Below are 17406 nucleotides of genomic sequence, written 5' to 3'. Positions count from 1 at the left end.
GTGACCCACTGGAAGGGCCAATCCTGTCATGGGCTGGAGTGAGGATCGGTCGTTGCTCCTGATCGGTGGCTTCAGCGGCGGCAGGTGGTTTCCGGACCCGCTTCGACCACCCGTCCGCCCAGCTCGTCGCAGGCCTTGGTGAAGGCGGTCCACTCGTCGACACCCTCAGCCAGGTGGCGCTGGACGGCGGCATCAAGGCTGGCGATCGGCACACTGTCGATCAGCTGACCCCCGTGGCTGTGGTGCTCCTGTTCCTTGGTCTTGAGCCCGGCGATCGCCTCATCCACCTGCTCGCGCAGGGGGGCTGAGGCCGTTTTCCACCAGGGGTGGTCGATCCGGTTGAGGGCGTCCAGGGCCTCCCACCAGCGTTTCTCATCCACCAGCTTCACGGCACGCTTCTGCTGCAGTTGATTGCGGGCCCAGAACTCGCGCAGGTTGTCGCCGAGGGCGGATCCGTCGGGCCGGTGATGTTCTCCCATCGGCTTGAGCAGGGCGAGGGCGCCCTCGAGGTCGCCCTGCTCGAAAAGGGCCAGGGCCCGGTCTTTGAGCTCCTGCTGCCAGGCCCGCAGTTGCTGGCGGTCGGCCTCGGTGCCCGCCGCTGAATTGGCCAGCAGCAGTTGAAGCTTCAGCGCCTCCTCGGGCTTCTGCTCCCCCCAGAGCTGCTCCGCCCTCTGCCGGCGGCAGCGTCCCTGTTCCGCCGGTGCCCGGCCGCTCAACCAGCGCAGGGACTCGAGCTGGTCGCTGTAGCGCAGGCAATCGTCGAAGCGGCCTTCGTTGGCGGCCCGCTCCAGGCGCCTTGGCAACTGGGATTCCCACCACCAGGCACCTCCCACTGCGGCGGCCACCAGGCCGAGGGTGAGAGCCAGCCAGAAGCGCGGAAGCCTGTGGCGGCGGATGGCCAAGAGGGAAGGTGTGAATGGATGTTCCAGTTCTATGGACATCAGGGACTGCGGAACACGGTCAGGGGGCAGCCGGCGTGTCGTCCACTGGCTCTGGCCGGCCTGCCGCGGCTGTAGCGGGACCTCAGCGCACAGGACCGAGCACCCGCGCTGCCGCCATGGTGCCACTCAGCAGATCCTCACTTTCGAGCAGCAACTGGCCCTGATCATCAATGCTGAAGCTGAGCTTCAGCCGGTCGATTCCGCAGCGGCCCGGAGGCTCGAGGGCCAGGGGGGCAGGCTGGTGGCTCCAGGGCTCAGTGCGGGCTTCCCCGGCGGGCCGCCGTCGCACCTGGGGAAGCCCGTCGATGAACACCACCTCACTGCGTTCCTCTTCGATCGGCTCACCGAGCACCAGCTCCAGAGTGGTCTGACCGTCGCGGCTGCAGCTCAGCACCAGCTCCAGGGGCTGGTCGGTGGGCCAGCTCTGGCCAGCGAGAAACAGCGGGTGCCAGCGGTGTTCTCCAGCGCGTTGATCCCAGCAGCGCAGGGACACACCCCTGGCCAGCACGTCCTTCAGCCTCACCCCCGGGGTGAGGGCGAGGGCCCCGAGGGCCACCGCCTCCACCGGCCGCTGGTCGCGCAGGGGAATGGCACCGCAGCGCTCCTGAAGCCAGTGGCGAATGCTGGGCAGACGACTGGTGCCCCCCACCGGGAGCACGGCATCGATCTGCTCGGGGTCGATTCCCTTCGCCCGCGCCGACGCCAGCACCCGCTCCAGCAGCTCGTCGAGCAGCTCCAGCAGTCCCCTCTCGCGCAGGAGCCGATCGAGCTGGGGGCGATCCAGGCGCAGGGGGCGGCTGCCTGCCTCCGCTGAGCTCCAGACACCCGTCACCTCCTCGGCGTTGCTGAGACTGCACTTGAGTCGCTCGCTGGCCTCCAGCAGCGATGGATCTGCCCCCAGGTCGGGAGCGAGCATCGCGGCGATCCAGTGGTCGATGTCGCGTCCACCGATGGAGGCACCGGCTTTTCCGATCACTTCGGCACAGCGCAGGGCCTGGCGCCCGCCGTCGAGATCCCGTCCGCCGAAACGCAGCAACTGGGCGATCGGTGCCGCACGGCCCTCCCCGCCCTGGAGGGCAACGAGCGAGAGGTCGATCGTTCCCCCGCCCAGGTCCACCACCAGCACCCGGCTGCCCGCCGGCAATCCCGCCCCGATGGCGGCTGCGGTGGGTTCATCCACCAGGGCCACCTCCTCGACCGGGATCTGCCGGCTGAGTTGCTGCAGCCACTGGCGATAGCCCCGGTAGCCCTCGATCGGGGCGGTGAGCACCAGGCGGGTGGGCGCCACCGCAGGGGGCAGGGCCTGCCAGAGCCGGGTGATCAGCAGGCTCCCGGCCTGCTCGGGTGTGAGCGGTTCCCGTGAGGGGCTGGCGGTGGTCGCCGCCTCTGGGGGCTCCGCCTGCAGGGCACCGATCCTGCGCTTGAAGTCGCGGCAGAGGCCTGTTTCATCGCAAGCGCTCAGGCCGGCGTCCAGCACCTGACGGCCGATCAGGGGTTGGGCGCTCTGGGGGCTGGAGAGCCAGATCAGGCTCGGGACGACACAGGGGTCGTCGCTGCTGAAGGGTGGAAGGGCCAGCAGTTGTGGTGCCCCGCCACTGCTGGGTTGAAAGGCCAGCACCGTGGTGCTGCTGCCCAGGTCGATCGCCAGCGTGCCGGTCACGGCCATGGATGGGGGGTGCTCCTGAGGGCTTGATCGGAAGCTGAACTAGACTTCACAAAACGAGTCCATTTCGATGTACACCGGACCGACTGTTCATCCCAAGGAGCTGGCCCAGCGGGCTGAAAGTCTGATCGGTCAGTCGAGCAACCGTTACCTCACCACCGTCCGCATCGCTTTCCGCGCCAAGCAACGGCGCTTCGATGATTTCGATGGGCTGCTCGAAGACTCGATGGTCAAGCCCGTGCAGCGGGCGATCGTTGAGCTCAGCGACGAGCAGGACCAACCCGATCTGTTGCCCGGCTGATCCTTGACAGCTGGCGGTTACAGCGCCGAGGGAGACGGTTGGAGGCTGGCCTGGGACCCGTCCAAGGCCCCATTTTCAGTGCTCATCGGAGGTGCCGAGTGGGCTGTCGAACTCACCCAGCCTGAAGCCAGAGTCCTGCGCGATGGCCTCGGCAGCCTGCTGGAGCAGCTCGGCGCCATCGCTGATCAGCTGATGGCGGAGGAATTGATCAGCCTGGAGCTGGAACGCGGTGGATGGTGGCTTGGACTCGATGGGAATCCGGAGTTCTGGGAGTTGCGCTGCATCCTCGCTCCCGCCCCTGGCCTGAGGGGCCTGGAAGGCCGCTGGGCGCCGGGGGCTGGCTCTGAGCTGGCGAGGGCTCTGATCTGTCTGCCCCTGTGAGACGGCCCATTGGATTGGGCGCCGATCAGCACTGCTGATCGGCGTGGTCCTCCCCAGCCCAGGCTCTGTTGGACCTGTCTTTTTCACAGGTTTTCCACAGGTTCAGGCCCCGCGACAGGGATGGCGGCTGGTCGCTGGGGAGAAATCCGGGGCGCAGCCGTCTCCCCTTGACAGGCGCCCCGTGCAAGTTCAATGGCGCCGTTCGCTGAAGCTTCGAGTGGGCCTCGACCCTGCGGGGCAGGGAGTCTCAGGGTTGGAAGGGTGCTGACGCTCCGCCGGGGACCCGATTTGACGCGGCCCCGGCGCTGTGGAGAACTGGGTGAACCCACCAGCAGACCCTCCGTCCATGGACATTGCCCCGGTCATGACCGCCTCCGCCACTTCGGCCACCCAGGCTGTTGAAGGCGAGTCGGATGTCGGGGTGGTGAGTTTTCGGGCCATGGTCCCCGAGGCTCTGCTCACCTCGATGGCCCAGTTCATCGACGCCCACCCGAACTGGGATCAGTACCGCCTGTTCCAGGCCGCTCTGGCGGGCTTCCTGGTTCAGAACGGGGTTCAGAGCCGGGCCGTCACCCGGTGTTACGTGGCCAACATGTTCCAGAGGGGAGGAGAGGTGCTGCCGGCTCAGGCAGCACCGGCCCGACCGGCCCGGTCCTCGGCTCCAAACAGTCCCCTGTAGCCGGCGGTCAGGGTGCAGAGGGCCAGCGGCCAGCTGGCGAGCAACCCCAGAGCCAGGGGCCAGGCGATCAGCAGGGCCAGCCCGAGGGGCAGCAGCACGATCAGGGCCAGGCTGATGCTCAGGGCCAGCTGGTGCCAGCCATGGGAGGCCACCTGGGCCTGGCCGCGGCGGAAGGTCGCAACCGGAGGCAGCCCTCCCACCACCGCCAGGGGCAGGTGAAAGATCTGCGCCACCATCAGGGCCATCAGCAGAGCGGCGCCGGCCAGCAGCGGCATCAGGGCCAGCCAGGGATGGATCAGACTCAGCAGACCGGCCGCCAGCCCTGAGGTGGCCAGGATCAACAGGTTGAGCAGCAGCAGCAGCAGCGCCACGCCCAGCAGACGCCCCATGGCGGCCATCTGCCAGCTGGCCAGGTCAGCCAGCCGAGGCTGGCGGCCTTCCAGGGCGATCCAGGCGCCCCGCAGCAGCCCCACGTTCAGCCAGAGAAGGCTCACCACGCTCAGCATCAGCCCCACCAGCACCATCGTCATGGAGACCGCCACAGGTCCCTCGCCCAGGGCGAGGGCATCACTGGCCCGGTTCTGCAGCAGCTGGCCGATCAGTTGAGTGCTGCCGCCCAGCAGGGTGAACCCGCTGAACAGCCACGGGGCTCGCCGGTAGGCCGCCCTCCCCTGCTTCAGCCAGCCGCCGACCGCCGCGATGGCGGCCGCTCCCTCCCGGGCGCTTGCCGCCAGACGGTCCCCGCGCCCCAGGGGCTCAGGGGTCATACGGCAGAAGGGTCCAGCCGCTCGAGCAGCCGCCGGGCCGTGGCCTCGGGCACCGGCAGGATGGACAGGCGGTTTCCCCGGCGCACCACGGCCAGCTCCTGCTCATTGAAGCTGCTGCGCAGTTCCTCAAGGCTGAGCAGCCGTGGATAGGTGCGGCGGTGGGCCAGGCGGACGCAGTCCCAGCGGGGGGCCTGAGCTGTTGATGCTGGATCGAAGTACTTCGAATCTGGATCGAACTGGGTCGGATCGATCAGCCCGGTTTCGATCACCTCCATCAGGCCGATGATGCCGGGGGGCTTGGCGTTGGAGTGGTAGAAAAAGGCCTGATCACCAACGGCCATCGAGCGCATGAAGTTGCGGGCCTGGTAATTGCGGATGCCGTCCCAGAGAGTGCTGCCCTCGCGCTCGAGGTGGCTGATGCCATACACATCCGGCTCACTTTTCATCAACCAGTAAGCCATCGTGCTTGGTGAGGCCCCGTGGGGCCCCGATGGGTCGGGGAGATCGGATTGTATCGAGCTGGTTTGTGACGGTTGGGTTGGCTGCGGTGCCTTCCCTGACTTAGACAGCGCCAGCACGAAGCGCAGGAAATGATGGTGATGGGTTCGCCACCAGCCCCCAGGCCCACCCTCCAGTCGGCCTGGAATCTCTACGTGGCCCACTGGCGCACCTACCTGGCTCTGCAGCTCACGCTCCTGGCCCTGGCGCTGGTCTCGGTCCTGATCAGCCTGCTCATCACCTTCATCGCCGTGGCGGTGACCGCCGGTGTCTCTCCGGATCTCAGGGAAGGCGTGACCCAGCTGGTGTCGTCGGTGCTGAACCTGCCCTTCTCCCTCCTGTACCAGATGCTGGCCGGCCTGGTGGGCGTGCTGATCTCCGCTTTGCCGGCGCTCTGGTTCGCCACGGGCCACCATCCGCTCTACCGGGAGGGTCTGGCCCTGCTTCGCTCTGATCCCCGCCGCTATCTCCTGGCCGGACTGCTGGCCTCCCTGGCTGGTGGCTTCGGCATCCTGCTCTGTCTGATTCCCGGCCTGATCGTGATGGCGCTCACCCCCATCTACGTGCGGCGGGTCTTCACCACCGACGAACCGATCTGGCCGGCCTTCCTGAACTGTTTCAGGGATCTTTTCTCCAGCCCTCACAGCTGGGGGCTGGTCGGCTATGAGCTGCTCTCGCTGCTGCTGATCGCCATCTCCGCCCTGTTCTGCCTGGTGCCGCTGCTGGTGACCGTGCCCCTGGCTGCGATCTTCATTCAGCAGTACCTGGCCGCCTGGCAGATCGGCGAGCCTCCGTCGGAAGCGGTTTCCGCCGCGCCGGTTTGAAGGCTGCGGCAATCCGTACGGCTACTCAGAGGGCGCTCACCAGGGCGCGGAAGTGTTCGCCCCGTGCTTCGAAATCCCTGTACTGATCGAAGCTGGCGCAGGCCGGCGAGAGCAGAACCGTGGCACAGCCCAGGCTCCGGGACAGCTGCCGGGCCAGGGGCACCGCCTCGGCCTGGCCCACCACCTGACAAACCGTACCGGCATAGCCGCTGCCCTCCAGCAGGTCTGCGAAGGCTTCCCGGGCGGCGCCGAACAGGACCACAGCGGCCGCCTGTCGCCCGAGGGCCTCGAGCCAGGCCCGGGGATCACCCTGTTTGATCTCACCCCCCGCCAGCACCACCATCGGCCCTTCCACGGCCGTGATCCCCACCTCAGCGGCGTCGTAGTTGGTGGCTTTGCTGTCGTTGAACCAGCGCACCCCATCCAGCATCCGGATCTGCTCCAGGCGATGGGGCACCCCGGGAAAACTGCGCAGGGCGGCTTCGATCGAGGCTGGCGCCAGCCCCAGTTTCAGCGCCGCGCCGGCAGCCAGCAGCATGTTCTGACGGTTGTGGGCTCCAGGCAGGGCGAGGGCGGTGGCCGGAAAGAGCGGCCCCTCGGCGGCGATCACCATCCCCTGATCGATCCAGAGGCTGGGCAGCAGACCGGCATCCAGCTCCTGATGGGGGCCTGCAGTCACCCAGTCGGCCCGGTCCCAGCTGCTGGCATGGGCACGCAGATCGGCATCATCGGCGTTCAGCAGACGCTCGGTGGAGTTCTCCAGCAGGGTGCGCTTGATCGCCCGGTACTGATCGAGGGTTCCGTGACGCTCGAGATGGTCAGGGGTGAGCGTGGTCCAGAGGCCGAGCTGGGGGGCCAGCTCCGGCGACGCTTCGATCTGGTAGCTGCTCAGCTCCACCACCAGCCAGTCGGGGCGGCTTGCCCCCGCCCTGCGCCGCTCGAGCAGCAACTCGGTGGCCGAAAGCCCCACATTGCCCACCATCGGCGCATCCAGCCCAGCCTGGCTGAGGATGTGGCTGAGCAGATGGGTGACGGTGGTCTTGCCGTTGGTGCCGGTGATGCCGATCCAGGGGATGCCGTCACTGGCGTCCCACGCCACAGACATCTCGCCGCAGACCCTCACACCCCGCTCCCTGAGGGCGACCAGCACCGGATGATCCCAGCGGATGCCGGGGCTGACCACCACACGGTCGTCGCCGGCTTCGAGCTGGGCGAAGTGCTCGGAGTCCAGGGGCTGACCCAGTGCGACCTCCACTCCCTGAACCCGCAGGGCTTCGGCCTGCTGCTCCAGCTGGGGAGTGCGGCGGCTCTCCATCACCAGCACCCGCTGGCCGGAGTTTCGCAACAGCCGGGCGGCACCGGCGCCGGATCGTCCCAGGCCGATCACCACCGCCAGGGGGTGTGACGTACTGGGCATCCTGACTCCTGGTGCAGAGGATTCAGTGGGCGATACTGGAATCGAACCAGTGACTCCTACCGTGTCAAGGTAGTGCTCTACCTCTGAGCTAATCGCCCGGGTTCGGGAACTGAAGTCCCCGTCGGTACGACCCGGGATTCACGGCTCCTCAACGGCGCCACCTGGATCGAGCAGGAAACCTAGCAGTCGGCCTGCCGCCGCTCAGCTGCGCTGAAGTTCGATGCGCCAGCGCTGCCGCTTGGTGGGCTGGATCGAGAGCACGGTCAGTTCTCCACGGTTCTCCAGCTGGATGCGGTCACCGGCTTTGAGACCGTGGCTGGGGCTGCCCGCTGGCAGCCAGTTCACGCGGGTGGCGCCACGGCGCACCAGCTCGGCCATGCGACTGCGGGAGATCCCGAACCCCGCCGAGGCCACTGCATCGAGGCGCAGGGAGGCTTCCACGGTGGCCAGCTGGCGCGGGAGGGGCCTGGTGGGAGGCTGCAGCTGATCGACGGTTCGCGCCTCCAGTTCCACGTCAACGCTGCGCACCCTTGCCGTGGTGCCCTCCAGGCGCCCGGCCAGCTCGGGGCAGACGATGGCCTGGGCACCCCGGTCTCCCCGCATCCAGAGATCGCCCAGCTCGCTCTCGAGGGCGCCGGCCTGCAGCAGCGCGGCTCTGACATCGCCCGGCACGGCTGGATCGAACAGGAAGTTGCCGCTGATCTCAAGACCGGCCAGGGGCGCCGGGGCCGGGCTCTCCCCAGCGGAGAGGTCACGGCGTTGGAGCAGCAGACGGCAGCGTTCGGCCTGCTGCCTGCCACCCTCGGCTCTGAGATGCAGTTCGCTGAGGCTGCCCAGTCGCTCCATCGCCTCCTCCCGGGCCGTGGCGGAGAGGAACCCCGACCAGAGCGGCTGCCAGTGGCCCAAGGCCTGCTCGGCCAGGGTGATCAGGAGCTCGAGTGCAGCGGGATCGCGGCTGCCGAGCAGCAGGTCGGACCTGGGCAGCCTCGGCAGCGCGGAGTTGGTGGGGGTCGGGCTCATCCTTCCCCCAGACGCACCACCGCCTGGGGTCCGGCCTGCTGGATCAACAGCCAGGGGATGTCCTGCCCAGGGCTGCTCTCCACCACCAGCAGCCAGCTGCCTTCCTCGAGGCGGTTGCGCAGGCCGCGGATCCGGTCATCGGCCTCCGAGCGGACGCTGGCAGCGGCGGCGTAGCTGCCCATCCAGCCCGAACCCATGCCCAGGAGACCGCCGATCAGGGGTTCGCCGTAAGTGCCTGCAAAGGAAAAGGTGTGAAGGTCGGTGATGAAGGTGAACATCATGCCGGCGAAGAAGCCGAAGGGCATCAGCCAGCGCACCATGCTGCGCTGCCGCCGCTGCCGGGCCAGGGAGGGGTTGAGCAGCTCCACGCCATCGATGCTGGCTTCCCCTTCCCCCAGGGCCACCAGTTGCCGTGGTGCGGGCCGGAGTTCAGCGAGCTGATCGCGCAACCGGTGCAGCCTGCGCCGGTCCTTCATCACCACCACCACCGACAGTCCCAAGACCGTGCACCCAAAGGCCCGATTCTCGGCGTTGGCGAAGGGTGCCGTGGCCACCGCTCACTACACTTCACCCCCGGTAGTGTCTGGCGTTCTCCAGGCCCCCCACGTTCTTCTCCCCTGGTCATGACAAAGGTTCTGGTTTCCGATCCCATCGACCAGACGGGGATCGACATCCTCTCCCAGGTGGCCCAGGTGGATGTTCGCACTGGCTTGCCACCGGAACAGTTGCAGCAGATCATCGGCGACTACGACGCCCTGATGATCCGCTCAGGCACTCAGGTGACAGCAGCCATCATCGAGGCCGCCGGTCGGCTGAAGATCATCGGGCGTGCCGGCGTCGGCGTCGACAACGTCGATGTGGAAGCCGCCACCCAGCGGGGGGTGCTTGTGGTGAACTCTCCGGAGGGCAACACGATCGCCGCCGCCGAGCATGCCCTGGCGATGATGCTGGCTCTCTCCCGCCATGTGCCCCAGGCCCATGTCAGCACCATGGCCGGTGGCTGGGACCGCAAGAAATACGTCGGTAACGAGCTCTACAAGAAGAAGCTGGGGGTGGTCGGACTGGGCAAGATCGGCTCTCACGTGGCCCGCGTCGCCAAGGCCATGGGCATGGAGGTGCTGGCCTATGACCCCTACATCTCCGCCGAGCGCGCCCAGCTGCTTCAGGTGCGTCTGATGGCGATCGGTCCCCTCTTCGCCGAAGCTGACTTCGTCAGCCTGCACCTGCCGCGCACTCCCGACACCGAAAACCTGGTCAATGCGGAGTTGCTGGCCACGATGAAGCCCACGGCTCGTCTGGTGAACTGCGCCCGGGGCGGCATTGTCGATGAGAAAGCCCTGGCCGAGGCCGTGAGCTCCGGCACCATCGCCGGTGCCGCCCTCGACGTCTACGGCAACGAACCCCTTGAGGCCGGCTCCCCACTGCGCCAGGTGGACGACCGGCTGATCCTCACGCCCCATCTCGGTGCCTCCACGGAGGAAGCCCAGGAGAACGTCTCGGTCGATGTGGCTGAGCAGATCCGCGACGTGCTGCTCGGGCTCCCCGCCCGCAGTGCCGTGAACATCCCCGGCCTGACCCCGGAGGTGATGGAGCGGCTCAAGCCCCACCTTCAGCTGGCGGAAACCCTCGGCCTGCTGCTCAGTCAGCTGGCCGGTGGTTCGATCCAGGATCTCGAGGTGAGGCTTCAGGGCGAATTCGCCAATCATCCCTCGCAGCCGCTGGTGGTGGCCGCCCTCAAGGGTCTGCTCTCCAGTGCCCTCGGTGATCGCATCAACTATGTGAACGCCGCCATCGAAGCCCGTAGCCGCGGCATCCACGTGCTGGAGGTCAAGGACGACGCCAGCCGCGACTTCGCGGGCGGCTCCCTCCAGCTCACCTGCCGCGGCGGCCAGGGCAGCCACAGCGTGACCGGGGCAGTCTTCGCCGATGGCGATCTGCGCATCACCACCATTGATGAGTTTCCCGTCAATGTGATGCCGACCCGGCACATGCTGATCACCCGCCACCGCGACATGCCCGGTATCATCGGCAACATCGGCTCGCTGCTGGGCGAGCACAACGTCAACATCGCCTCGATGCAGGTGGGGCGCCGCATTGTTCGTGGCGACGCGGTGATGGTGCTCAGCCTCGACGATCCGATCCCCCCCAGCCTGCTGGCCTCGATCCATGGGATCAACGGGATCCAGGAAGCTCATCCCGTCACGCTCTGACCCACCCGCCATGCCCACGACTCCCCGCTGGTGGCGTCTGGAGATGGAGGCGCCCCCAGAGCTGGAGGAATCCCTGCTCTGGAAGCTGCCATCCCTCGGCATCCGTCGGGTGGCCATCCAGTTCAGCCCCGATCAACCCAGTGACCACCAACTGGTGGCCTGGCTGCCGGAAGCCGACTGGCCGGAGCAGGAACACCGCCGGCTGGCCCAGCAGCTCGAGCGCCTCGCCGAGCCATTCGGGCTCACACTTCCGCCCCTGGGCTGGCGGCTTCAGGACGAGGAGGACTGGAGCCTCAGCTGGAAGCGCCACTGGCAGCCCGACCCGGTGGGCGAACGGCTGCTCATTCTTCCCGCCTGGCTGGAGCCGCCCCGGGAGCATGCCGGCCGGGCTGTGATCCGGATCGATCCGGGCAGCGCCTTCGGCACCGGCAGTCACCCCACCACCCGCCTCTGCCTGGAGGCGATCGAGCGGCTTGAGCCGATTGACCAGCGGGTGGCTGATCTCGGCTGCGGCAGCGGCATCCTTGGCCTCGGCGCCCTGAGGCTTGGAGCGCGCAGTGTGGCTGCGGCCGACACGGATCCTCTGGCCGTGCGCGCCACGGGCAGCAACGGAGCCCTCAACGGCTATCCAGTGGTTGCCGGGGGAGCGCTGCAGGTGGTCGAAGGATCGGTGCAGGAGCTGGCGGGCCTGTTGGGTGAGGGAGGTCAGGCCGATCTGTTGCTCTGCAACATCCTCGCGCCGGTGATCGCGGAGCTGGCAGGGCACTTCCACGCGCTGCTGGCCCCGGGCGGGCGCGGCCTGCTCAGCGGCCTGCTGGTGGATCAGGCCGAGGAGCTGCGCCGACTGCTCGCCCTCCATGGCTGGAGTGCCGATCTGGTGGCTTCCCAGGGGGGCTGGGGACTGCTGGAGATCCAGTGGTGCCGCGCTGTGATCCCCACTGATGTCGCATAAATCACGCTTATGCATGCCCACCCTTTGATTGGGCTTCCCGGGCTGCGCCGCCAGGAGCGCCGTCAATGCCCCGGTCCGATGTAGGACGGTGCGGTCCTACAGGCCCTGAACGTTCAGGAGTCTGTGAGCCCCAATCCTTTCCATGGCTTCCTACAAGGTCACCCTCATCAACGAGAGCGAGGGACTCAACAAGACCATCGAGGTTCCCGACGATCAGTACATCCTCGATGCCGCCGAGGAGCAGGGCATCGATCTGCCCTACTCCTGCCGTGCTGGCGCCTGCTCCACCTGCGCCGGCAAGCTCAGCACCGGCACCGTCGACCAGTCGGACCAGAGCTTCCTCGACGACGACCAGATCGAAGCCGGCTTCGTGCTGACCTGCGTGGCTTACCCCACCTCCGACTGCACCATCAAGACCCACGCGGAAGAAGAGCTCTACTGAGCTCCTGGCCTGGCTTGGCTTGAATCCAGACCCCTTCTCTGCCACCCTTCTGGGTGGCTTTTTCATGGCCGTGCAGGTGGACACCCTGATGGAGCCGGGCAGCGAGCACTGCAGCCCTGGTGGTCAGTACAGCTTCCGGGTGCTGGGCCCCTGCTGTCGTCTCTTCGACCGCGAAGAGCTGCCATGGCCCTGCTGCCGCCTGGCCTGGCGCAGCAAGGAACCCAGCTGGCGCCGCATCGGCCGGCGCTTCGTGGCCGATCTGGCCTCCAGGCGTTGCCCCTCCTACGCCGTGGAGCTGCTCCAGCCGGGCGCCAGGCCCACCTGTACCGTCCTCACCCTCTTCCCCCAGCGGCTGGCCCCCGCCCTGCAGGAGTGGTGGTACAGCAAGCAGCCAGGGTCCATGGATGCCGCCAATGTGAGCCCACCCGATCTGGCCGAGGTGGCCTGAAGCACGACCTGGGAATGCGCCCGAGGGGCCCATAAAAAAAACCGTGGCCCTGAGGACCACGGCGAAGCAAGGGAAGGCCGGCTCAGAAGTAGACCTTGCCGCCGCCCCACTGGGTTCCGCTCACCTTCGGGGCCACCAGGATGTAGCCGGCAATCACGCGCAGGTCGTCATCGTCGAGATCGCGCATCTTCACGAACACGTCGCTGCTGCGCAGGCTGGGGTGCACATCGGCGATGCTGTACTCCCCGTCATAGGACGTTGGATCTTTGATGAAGTCGACCAGGGACTCAACCGAGTCGCGGGCGGGGGTGGCCAGGGAGAGGGTTTCGGGATCGAGCCCCACGTTGTAGTTGGTCTTGGTGACCCCGCCGGCATGGCAGGTGCCACAGCTGTCGTTGAACAGTTTGCGGCCGGTCTTGATCTCCGCTTCGCTGAAGGTGACCAGGTTGCCGTCCGGGTCACCCGGCACCGTCAGGGTGGCGGTGTCCCATTGGGCGGCCTGGGCAGCAGTCACGCAGAAACCAAGACTGAGCAGAAGCGCCAGGGGCAGAACCAGCAGGGTCCGGGCAACCGCCCGAAGGGCAGTGGGAACAAAAGAGGCCATGAAGGGAGCCGGCGAAAAGGCGGTGGGCACCGCACCTGAGACCTTGTATCACGGGGGAAGGGCCCCCCGGCCTGGAATCAAGAACTGTTGCAGCGATCACCGTTGATCGAGGGCCTTTGAGAGGGCCTCGTCGTCGCCTGCGGGGTTCACGTCGAGGCGGAGGAAGTCCTTGGCCACAAGGGTGTTCGGGAAGATCGACCGGGCCTCGTTCACCAGGTCTTCGGGGGTGAAGGCGTTGCCGGCCACATAACGGGGACTGAGGTGGGTGAGCACCAGTTGCCTGACCCCCGCCAGCGCCGCCGTCTGGGCGGCCATGGTGCTGGTGGAGTGCTGGCGCTGGAAGGCCATCTCCGCCTCGCTGTGGGCGAAGGTGGATTCATGGATCAGCAGGTCCGCGCCCCGGGCCAGCTCCACGGCCGCTTCGCTGAACACCGTGTCGGTGCAGTACACCACACTCGAGCCCGGTCGGTCGGGTCCGCAGAGGGTCTCTCCCCGGATGACCCGCCCGTCATCCAGGCAGACCTCCCGCCCGGCCTTGAGCTCGGCGTAGATCGGTCCAGGCGGAATCCCCAGCTCCCGGGCCTTCTGGACATCGAAGCGACCGGCGCGGGGTTTCTGCTCCACCCGGTAGGCGTAGGCGGGGACCCGGTGGGTGAGCGGGGCGCAGGTCACCACCAGGTCGTCGTCATCGAGCAGCACCGCTCCGGCGTGGGCGGCCCTGTGCACCCGGTGGGTGCGCAGGGGATATCCGATCCGGGTCGAGGAGGTGCGCAGCACTCCCTCGAGGTAGTCGCGCAGGGGGTCAGGACCGTAGAGATCGACGCCGCTGCAGGCGCCCGCCAGTCCGAGGCTGGCCAGGAGCCCCGGCAGCCCGAAGACATGGTCGCCGTGCATGTGGGTGATGAAGATGCGCCGCAGCTGCGACACCCTCAGTTCACTGCGCAGGAACTGATGCTGGGTTCCCTCGCCGCAGTCGAACAGCCAGAGCTCGGCCCGTTGCGGCAGGCGCAGGGCCACGGCCGAGACATTCCTGGAACGGGTGGGCACACCCGAACTGGTGCCCAGAAAGGTGACTTGCACTCAGGCTGACCCTTTGGCGCATGCTGCCACGTCACGCTCTGTCCGGGACGGCTCTGGCGTGACCGGCATGCGCTGGTCACAATGGCGCGCACGTTGCATGGCTGCCGGCACTGATGGCTGTTTCCAAGATCGGTCGGATCCATTGCCCCATCGGGCTTATCGCCCGTGGTCCCAGGGCCGTTCGATCCCTGCTCCTGGCTGCGGCCCTGCTGCCGCAGGTGCTGCTGGCGGGGCCGGAGGGGCTGGCCGGTGCTCCGGCCGGGGCGCAGAACGTGGCGACCCTTGACGCCCTCGAGCCCCTGATGGCCAGCCGGGCCACCAATCCCCAGCTGCGGGTGCTGCTGCTCGATCAGCCGGCGATCCGGGTGGCGGGCAACAGCGGTCTGCGCCTGCGCGATGCCAGGGGAAGGGAGCTGCTGCAGATGCCCGCCTGGGCCACCCTGACCCTCCGCCAGGTCGGGGGCCGGATCGAGGCCCGACCCTCGGCTGTGGCCAAGGGCCGCTCCGGCCGCCTCACCCTCAGCGAACTCTGGCTGGAGCCACTGCCAGGTTCGGGTGGCTCGGCCAGTCTTCAGATCGAGAAGCGTCGCTACAGGGGCCGGCTTCAGGTGAGAGCGAACGCCTCGAAGCTGCGCGCCATCAATGTCATCCCCCTCGAAACCTATCTGCCCAGTGTGGTGGGCAGTGAAATGCCAGCCAGCTGGCCCCTGGAGGCCCTGCGGGCCCAGGCGGTGGCGGCGCGCACCTACGCCCTGCGCCACCGCAAGCCCTCGGCGCCGTTCGATCTTCACGCCACGGTCACGAGCCAGGCCTACAAGGGCCTCGAGGCGGAAACCACCTCCACCAGGGAGGCCGTGCGCAGCACGCAGGGTCTGGTGCTGATGCACGGCAACAGCCTGATCAACGCTGTTTTTCACAGCAGCAGCGGCGGCAGCACCGAGAACAGCGGTGATCTCTGGTCGCGCCAGTTGCCCTATCTGGTGAGCGTCCCCGACTACGACGACTCCAGCCCCGTGGCCCGCTGGGAGAAAACCCTCTCCCCGCAGCAGCTGGCCCGGGCCTTTGCCGAGATCGGCGGCGCCCGCCGCATCGATGTCCTCTCCACCACGGGCAGCGGCCGGGTGCGTCAGGCCCGGGTGATCGGGCCCTCCGGAGCGCTGGTGCTCAGCGGTGCCCAGTTGCGCAAACGGCTCGGGTTGCGCAGCACGCTGGTGCGCTTCAAGGCGGCCCCCTTCACCTTCTCCGGCCCGTCCCTGGCCGGCAGGAGCCAGCCCCGACCGATCGCACTGACAACCCAGGTGAATCCTGGCCTGGGCTCGCTGCCTGCTTCACCACCTCCCCGTCCCCTGGCACCGCCCTCGCCGGTGATCATCGCCGTGGGTCGGGGCTTCGGCCACGGAGTGGGCATGAGTCAGTGGGGGGCCTTTGCGCTGGCCCAGCAGGGCAAGAGGTTTGAGCAGATCCTGCAGCACTACTACCGCGGGGTGGAGGTGCAACCGTTGCGCGCTGGATCCGGACCCCTGGCCTCCGGCACGGCTGCTGGGCGAGGCTCTTAAGCTCGTTTCCAGCAGCCGCAGCAGTGGATGGGCTGCTCTCTCCGCCTCCCTCCGGTGCCATCGCTTGCCCCTCCCGCCTGGTTGGCCGATCGCTTCGAGTGCTTCGAGCGACCGTCCCGCCTGGCCGAGCGCGTCGCTGAGCTGCTGGAGCAGGAACTCACCGCCGCCCCGGCGCGCCCCCTGGGTCTGGCCACGGGCCGCACCATGGAGCCTGTCTACGACGCCCTGGTGAAGCGGCTCCTGGCCCTGTCGCCGCAGCGGCTGAAGGCCCTTCAAGTGGGCTGGCGCAGTTTCAACCTGGATGAGTACATCGGGCTTGGGCCCACCGATTCAGGTTCCTTCGCCCTGGAGATGTCCCGCCAGCTGGTCCGTCCCCTCGGACTTGAGCCTGGCTGTGTCCGCTTGCCCGATGGTCTGGCCGAGGATCCGTCAGCTGAGGCCTCTCGCTACGCCGCAGCCGTCAGGGCTGCGGGGGGTATCGGGCTGCAGCTGCTGGGCCTGGGCAGCAATGGCCATGTGGGCTTCAATGAGCCCCCATGTGGCCCGGAGGCGCCCTGCCGCAGCGTGGAGCTCAGCGCCGCCACCCGCAGCCACAACGCGGTGGCCTTCGCGGGCAACCCCTCCCGAGTGCCGGCTGGCGCGATCACCCTCGGCCTTGAGCAGATTCTTGGGGCCGAGCGCATCCTGCTGGTGGTGAGCGGTTCGGCCAAGGCGGGCATTCTGGCCAGGCTGCTGAGGGAGCCCCCGGGACCGTCGCTGCCGGCCAGCTGGCTGCAGGGGCATCCGGGCCTGCATCTGATCGTGGATCGGGCAGCCCTGGGGGGGTGAGCGGGGTTCAGCCCATCACAGCCTCCATCAGCTCCTCATCCGCCTCCAGGTTGGAGGTGACGCTGCGCACGTCATCCAGCTCCTCAAGGGCGTCGAGCATGCGCAGGCAGCGGCGCAGATGGTCGTCGCCTTCGAGTCGGCAGGGAGTGGCCGACACCCAGCGGGATTCCCAGTCACGCACGGGCCAGCCCAGCTGCCGCAGGCCGTGCTGAAGGGCCTCAAGGTCGGTGAAGGCGCAGAACACCTCCGCGCTCTCCCCCTCGAGGCTGTACCCCAGCACCGGCGGCCCACCTTGATCCTCCAGGGTCAGCAGGCCCTCGAGCAGGTTGTCTTCGGAGGGCAGCGGCGGCTCCAGCCTCACCACCCCCTGCTGCTCGAACAGGTAGCCCACACAGCCGCTTTCCCCCAGGTTGCCCCCCTGTTTGCTGAAGGCCAGGCGCAGGTCGGCGGCGGTGCGGTTGCGGTTGTCGGTGAAGCACTCCACCAGCACGGCGACCCCACCGGGGCCGTAGCCCTCGTAGCGGATCGCTTCGAACTGGTCAGCTTCCCCGCCGCCCTGGCCTGAGCCCTTGGCGATGGCTCGCTCGATGTTGGAGCTGGGCATGCCGGCCGCCTTGGCCTTCTCGATGGCGGTGCGCAGCTGGAAGTTTCCGGCCGGGTCGGCCCCGTTCCGGGCCGCCACGGTGATCTCCCGCCCGAGGCGGGTGAACACCACCCCGCGCCTGGCGTCGACCACGGCTTTCTGGCGTTTGATCTGGGCCCACTTGCTGTGGCCGGCCATGACGGATCGAAAAC

Annotated in this window: 20 protein-coding genes and 1 tRNA gene; 10 read left to right on the top strand and 11 right to left on the bottom strand. The window is 67.9% G+C overall.

Annotated elements, in window-relative coordinates; genetic code table 11:
• Window positions 1-71: 71 nt before the first annotated feature.
• Window positions 72-941 carry a hypothetical protein gene (locus tag FPZ61_RS03930; protein WP_370593361.1) on the bottom strand — a complete coding sequence of 290 codons (870 nt, stop codon included), beginning with the start codon at window positions 939-941 and terminating at the stop codon, window positions 72-74.
• A gap of 82 nt (window positions 942-1023) precedes the next feature.
• Window positions 1024-2607 carry an Hsp70 family protein gene (locus FPZ61_RS03925; protein WP_185465055.1) on the bottom strand — a complete coding sequence of 528 codons (1584 nt, stop codon included), beginning with the start codon at window positions 2605-2607 and terminating at the stop codon, window positions 1024-1026.
• Window positions 2608-2674: 67 nt separating this feature from the next.
• Here FPZ61_RS03925 and FPZ61_RS03920 point away from each other — a divergent pair, with 67 nt between their 5' ends.
• From FPZ61_RS03920 to FPZ61_RS03910, 3 genes are all read left to right on the top strand, one after another.
• Complete coding sequence (locus FPZ61_RS03920; RefSeq protein WP_185465054.1) at window positions 2675-2905, top strand: DNA-directed RNA polymerase subunit omega; 231 nt, start codon at window positions 2675-2677, stop codon at window positions 2903-2905.
• Window positions 2906-2908: 3 nt separating this feature from the next.
• Window positions 2909-3286 carry a DUF1818 family protein gene (locus FPZ61_RS03915; protein WP_185465053.1) on the top strand — a complete coding sequence of 126 codons (378 nt, stop codon included), beginning with the start codon at window positions 2909-2911 and terminating at the stop codon, window positions 3284-3286.
• 364 nt (window positions 3287-3650) lie between these two features.
• Complete coding sequence (locus tag FPZ61_RS03910) at window positions 3651-3965, top strand: DUF2811 domain-containing protein (protein WP_185465162.1); 315 nt, start codon at window positions 3651-3653, stop codon at window positions 3963-3965.
• Here FPZ61_RS03910 and FPZ61_RS03905 read toward each other — a convergent pair.
• Entirely contained in the window at window positions 3911-4732 is an 822-nt protein-coding gene (locus tag FPZ61_RS03905) for a hypothetical protein (protein ID WP_185465052.1), read from the bottom strand. The two genes, FPZ61_RS03910 and FPZ61_RS03905, sit on opposite strands and share 55 nt — an antisense overlap.
• Entirely contained in the window at window positions 4729-5193 is a 465-nt protein-coding gene (locus FPZ61_RS03900; protein WP_185465051.1) for an EVE domain-containing protein, read from the bottom strand. Before FPZ61_RS03900 ends, FPZ61_RS03905 begins: the two co-directional genes overlap by 4 nt.
• A gap of 138 nt (window positions 5194-5331) precedes the next feature.
• Between FPZ61_RS03900 and FPZ61_RS03895 the strand changes: the two genes are divergently transcribed.
• A complete protein-coding gene (locus tag FPZ61_RS03895) occupies window positions 5332-6054 on the top strand; it encodes a hypothetical protein (RefSeq protein WP_185465050.1) in 723 nt (240 codons plus the stop codon).
• 25 nt (window positions 6055-6079) lie between these two features.
• Here the strand turns inward: FPZ61_RS03895 and murD are convergent, their stop codons facing one another.
• The 4 genes from murD to FPZ61_RS03875 form a co-directional block, all read right to left on the bottom strand.
• Window positions 6080-7471 (bottom strand): UDP-N-acetylmuramoyl-L-alanine--D-glutamate ligase, encoded by a 1392-nt coding sequence (gene murD, locus FPZ61_RS03890; protein WP_185465049.1) that lies wholly within the window; start codon window positions 7469-7471, stop codon window positions 6080-6082.
• A gap of 26 nt (window positions 7472-7497) precedes the next feature.
• Window positions 7498-7569: transfer RNA gene (locus FPZ61_RS03885), tRNA-Val, on the bottom strand.
• Window positions 7570-7672: 103 nt separating this feature from the next.
• Window positions 7673-8491 (bottom strand): photosystem II S4 domain protein, encoded by an 819-nt coding sequence (locus FPZ61_RS03880; RefSeq protein ID WP_185465048.1) that lies wholly within the window; start codon window positions 8489-8491, stop codon window positions 7673-7675.
• The gene (locus FPZ61_RS03875; RefSeq protein ID WP_370593367.1) at window positions 8488-8967 is read right to left on the bottom strand and encodes a hypothetical protein; all 480 of its coding nucleotides are present in this window, start codon (window positions 8965-8967) and stop codon (window positions 8488-8490) included. The genes FPZ61_RS03880 and FPZ61_RS03875 overlap by 4 nt, the downstream gene beginning before the upstream one ends.
• 147 nt (window positions 8968-9114) lie before the next feature.
• Here FPZ61_RS03875 and serA point away from each other — a divergent pair, with 147 nt between their 5' ends.
• The 4 genes from serA to FPZ61_RS03855 all read left to right on the top strand — a co-directional run bounded on the left by serA (window position 9115) and on the right by FPZ61_RS03855 (window position 12543).
• Window positions 9115-10701 (top strand): phosphoglycerate dehydrogenase, encoded by a 1587-nt coding sequence (gene serA / locus FPZ61_RS03870; RefSeq protein ID WP_185465047.1) that lies wholly within the window; start codon window positions 9115-9117, stop codon window positions 10699-10701.
• A 10-nt stretch (window positions 10702-10711) separates the two neighbouring features.
• Window positions 10712-11653: a 50S ribosomal protein L11 methyltransferase gene (gene prmA, locus FPZ61_RS03865; protein WP_185465046.1), complete on the top strand. Its 942-nt coding sequence runs from the start codon at window positions 10712-10714 to the stop codon at window positions 11651-11653.
• Between the two features lie 142 nt (window positions 11654-11795).
• A complete protein-coding gene (locus tag FPZ61_RS03860; protein WP_185465045.1) occupies window positions 11796-12095 on the top strand; it encodes a ferredoxin in 300 nt (99 codons plus the stop codon).
• 64 nt (window positions 12096-12159) lie between these two features.
• Complete coding sequence (locus FPZ61_RS03855) at window positions 12160-12543, top strand: hypothetical protein (protein ID WP_185465044.1); 384 nt, start codon at window positions 12160-12162, stop codon at window positions 12541-12543.
• Window positions 12544-12625: 82 nt separating this feature from the next.
• Here FPZ61_RS03855 and psbV read toward each other — a convergent pair whose 3' ends face one another.
• Both psbV and rnz read right to left on the bottom strand, forming a co-directional pair.
• Entirely contained in the window at window positions 12626-13147 is a 522-nt protein-coding gene (gene psbV / locus FPZ61_RS03850; protein ID WP_185465043.1) for a photosystem II cytochrome c-550, read from the bottom strand.
• Window positions 13148-13243: 96 nt separating this feature from the next.
• Window positions 13244-14227, bottom strand: a complete 984-nt coding sequence (gene rnz / locus FPZ61_RS03845) for a ribonuclease Z (RefSeq protein ID WP_185465042.1) — start codon at window positions 14225-14227, stop codon at window positions 13244-13246.
• Between the two features lie 113 nt (window positions 14228-14340).
• Here rnz and FPZ61_RS03840 point away from each other — a divergent pair, with 113 nt between their 5' ends.
• Window positions 14341-15783 carry a SpoIID/LytB domain-containing protein gene (locus tag FPZ61_RS03840; protein WP_255441340.1) on the top strand — a complete coding sequence of 481 codons (1443 nt, stop codon included), beginning with the start codon at window positions 14341-14343 and terminating at the stop codon, window positions 15781-15783.
• A 27-nt stretch (window positions 15784-15810) separates the two neighbouring features.
• Window positions 15811-16611 (top strand): glucosamine-6-phosphate deaminase, encoded by an 801-nt coding sequence (locus FPZ61_RS03835; protein WP_185465041.1) that lies wholly within the window; start codon window positions 15811-15813, stop codon window positions 16609-16611.
• 7 nt (window positions 16612-16618) lie between these two features.
• Here FPZ61_RS03835 and FPZ61_RS03830 read toward each other — a convergent pair whose 3' ends face one another.
• On the bottom strand, window positions 16619-17392 hold the full coding sequence (locus tag FPZ61_RS03830; protein ID WP_185465040.1) for a YebC/PmpR family DNA-binding transcriptional regulator: 774 nt from the start codon (window positions 17390-17392) through the stop codon (window positions 16619-16621).
• Window positions 17393-17406 lie beyond the last annotated feature (14 nt).

This window comes from Synechococcus sp. BSA11S (genome assembly GCF_014224355.1).
Taxonomy (GTDB): Bacteria; Cyanobacteriota; Cyanobacteriia; order PCC-6307; family Cyanobiaceae; genus Regnicoccus_A.
Note: the sequence above shows the minus strand (reverse complement) of the source record. Positions and strands in the feature narration are given on the sequence as shown.

Excerpts from the sequence above, each read along its gene's own strand:
- FPZ61_RS03930 (WP_370593361.1), bottom strand. The coding sequence starts at position 941 with ATGTCCATAGAACTGGAACATCCATTCACACCTTCCCTCTTGGCCATC.
- FPZ61_RS03925 (WP_185465055.1), bottom strand. The coding sequence starts at position 2,607 with ATGGCCGTGACCGGCACGCTGGCGATCGACCTGGGCAGCAGCACCACG.
- FPZ61_RS03920 (WP_185465054.1), top strand. The coding sequence starts at position 2,675 with ATGTACACCGGACCGACTGTTCATCCCAAGGAGCTGGCCCAGCGGGCT.
- FPZ61_RS03910 (WP_185465162.1), top strand. The coding sequence starts at position 3,651 with ATGACCGCCTCCGCCACTTCGGCCACCCAGGCTGTTGAAGGCGAGTCG.
- FPZ61_RS03905 (WP_185465052.1), bottom strand. The coding sequence starts at position 4,732 with ATGACCCCTGAGCCCCTGGGGCGCGGGGACCGTCTGGCGGCAAGCGCC.
- FPZ61_RS03900 (WP_185465051.1), bottom strand. The coding sequence starts at position 5,193 with ATGGCTTACTGGTTGATGAAAAGTGAGCCGGATGTGTATGGCATCAGC.
- FPZ61_RS03895 (WP_185465050.1), top strand. The coding sequence starts at position 5,332 with ATGGGTTCGCCACCAGCCCCCAGGCCCACCCTCCAGTCGGCCTGGAAT.
- murD (WP_185465049.1), bottom strand. The coding sequence starts at position 7,471 with ATGCCCAGTACGTCACACCCCCTGGCGGTGGTGATCGGCCTGGGACGA.
- FPZ61_RS03880 (WP_185465048.1), bottom strand. The coding sequence starts at position 8,491 with ATGAGCCCGACCCCCACCAACTCCGCGCTGCCGAGGCTGCCCAGGTCC.
- FPZ61_RS03875 (WP_370593367.1), bottom strand. The coding sequence starts at position 8,967 with ATGAAGGACCGGCGCAGGCTGCACCGGTTGCGCGATCAGCTCGCTGAA.
- serA (WP_185465047.1), top strand. The coding sequence starts at position 9,115 with ATGACAAAGGTTCTGGTTTCCGATCCCATCGACCAGACGGGGATCGAC.
- prmA (WP_185465046.1), top strand. The coding sequence starts at position 10,712 with ATGCCCACGACTCCCCGCTGGTGGCGTCTGGAGATGGAGGCGCCCCCA.
- FPZ61_RS03860 (WP_185465045.1), top strand. The coding sequence starts at position 11,796 with ATGGCTTCCTACAAGGTCACCCTCATCAACGAGAGCGAGGGACTCAAC.
- FPZ61_RS03855 (WP_185465044.1), top strand. The coding sequence starts at position 12,160 with ATGGCCGTGCAGGTGGACACCCTGATGGAGCCGGGCAGCGAGCACTGC.
- psbV (WP_185465043.1), bottom strand. The coding sequence starts at position 13,147 with ATGGCCTCTTTTGTTCCCACTGCCCTTCGGGCGGTTGCCCGGACCCTG.
- FPZ61_RS03840 (WP_255441340.1), top strand. The coding sequence starts at position 14,341 with ATGGCTGTTTCCAAGATCGGTCGGATCCATTGCCCCATCGGGCTTATC.
- FPZ61_RS03835 (WP_185465041.1), top strand. The coding sequence starts at position 15,811 with ATGGGCTGCTCTCTCCGCCTCCCTCCGGTGCCATCGCTTGCCCCTCCC.
- FPZ61_RS03830 (WP_185465040.1), bottom strand. The coding sequence starts at position 17,392 with ATGGCCGGCCACAGCAAGTGGGCCCAGATCAAACGCCAGAAAGCCGTG.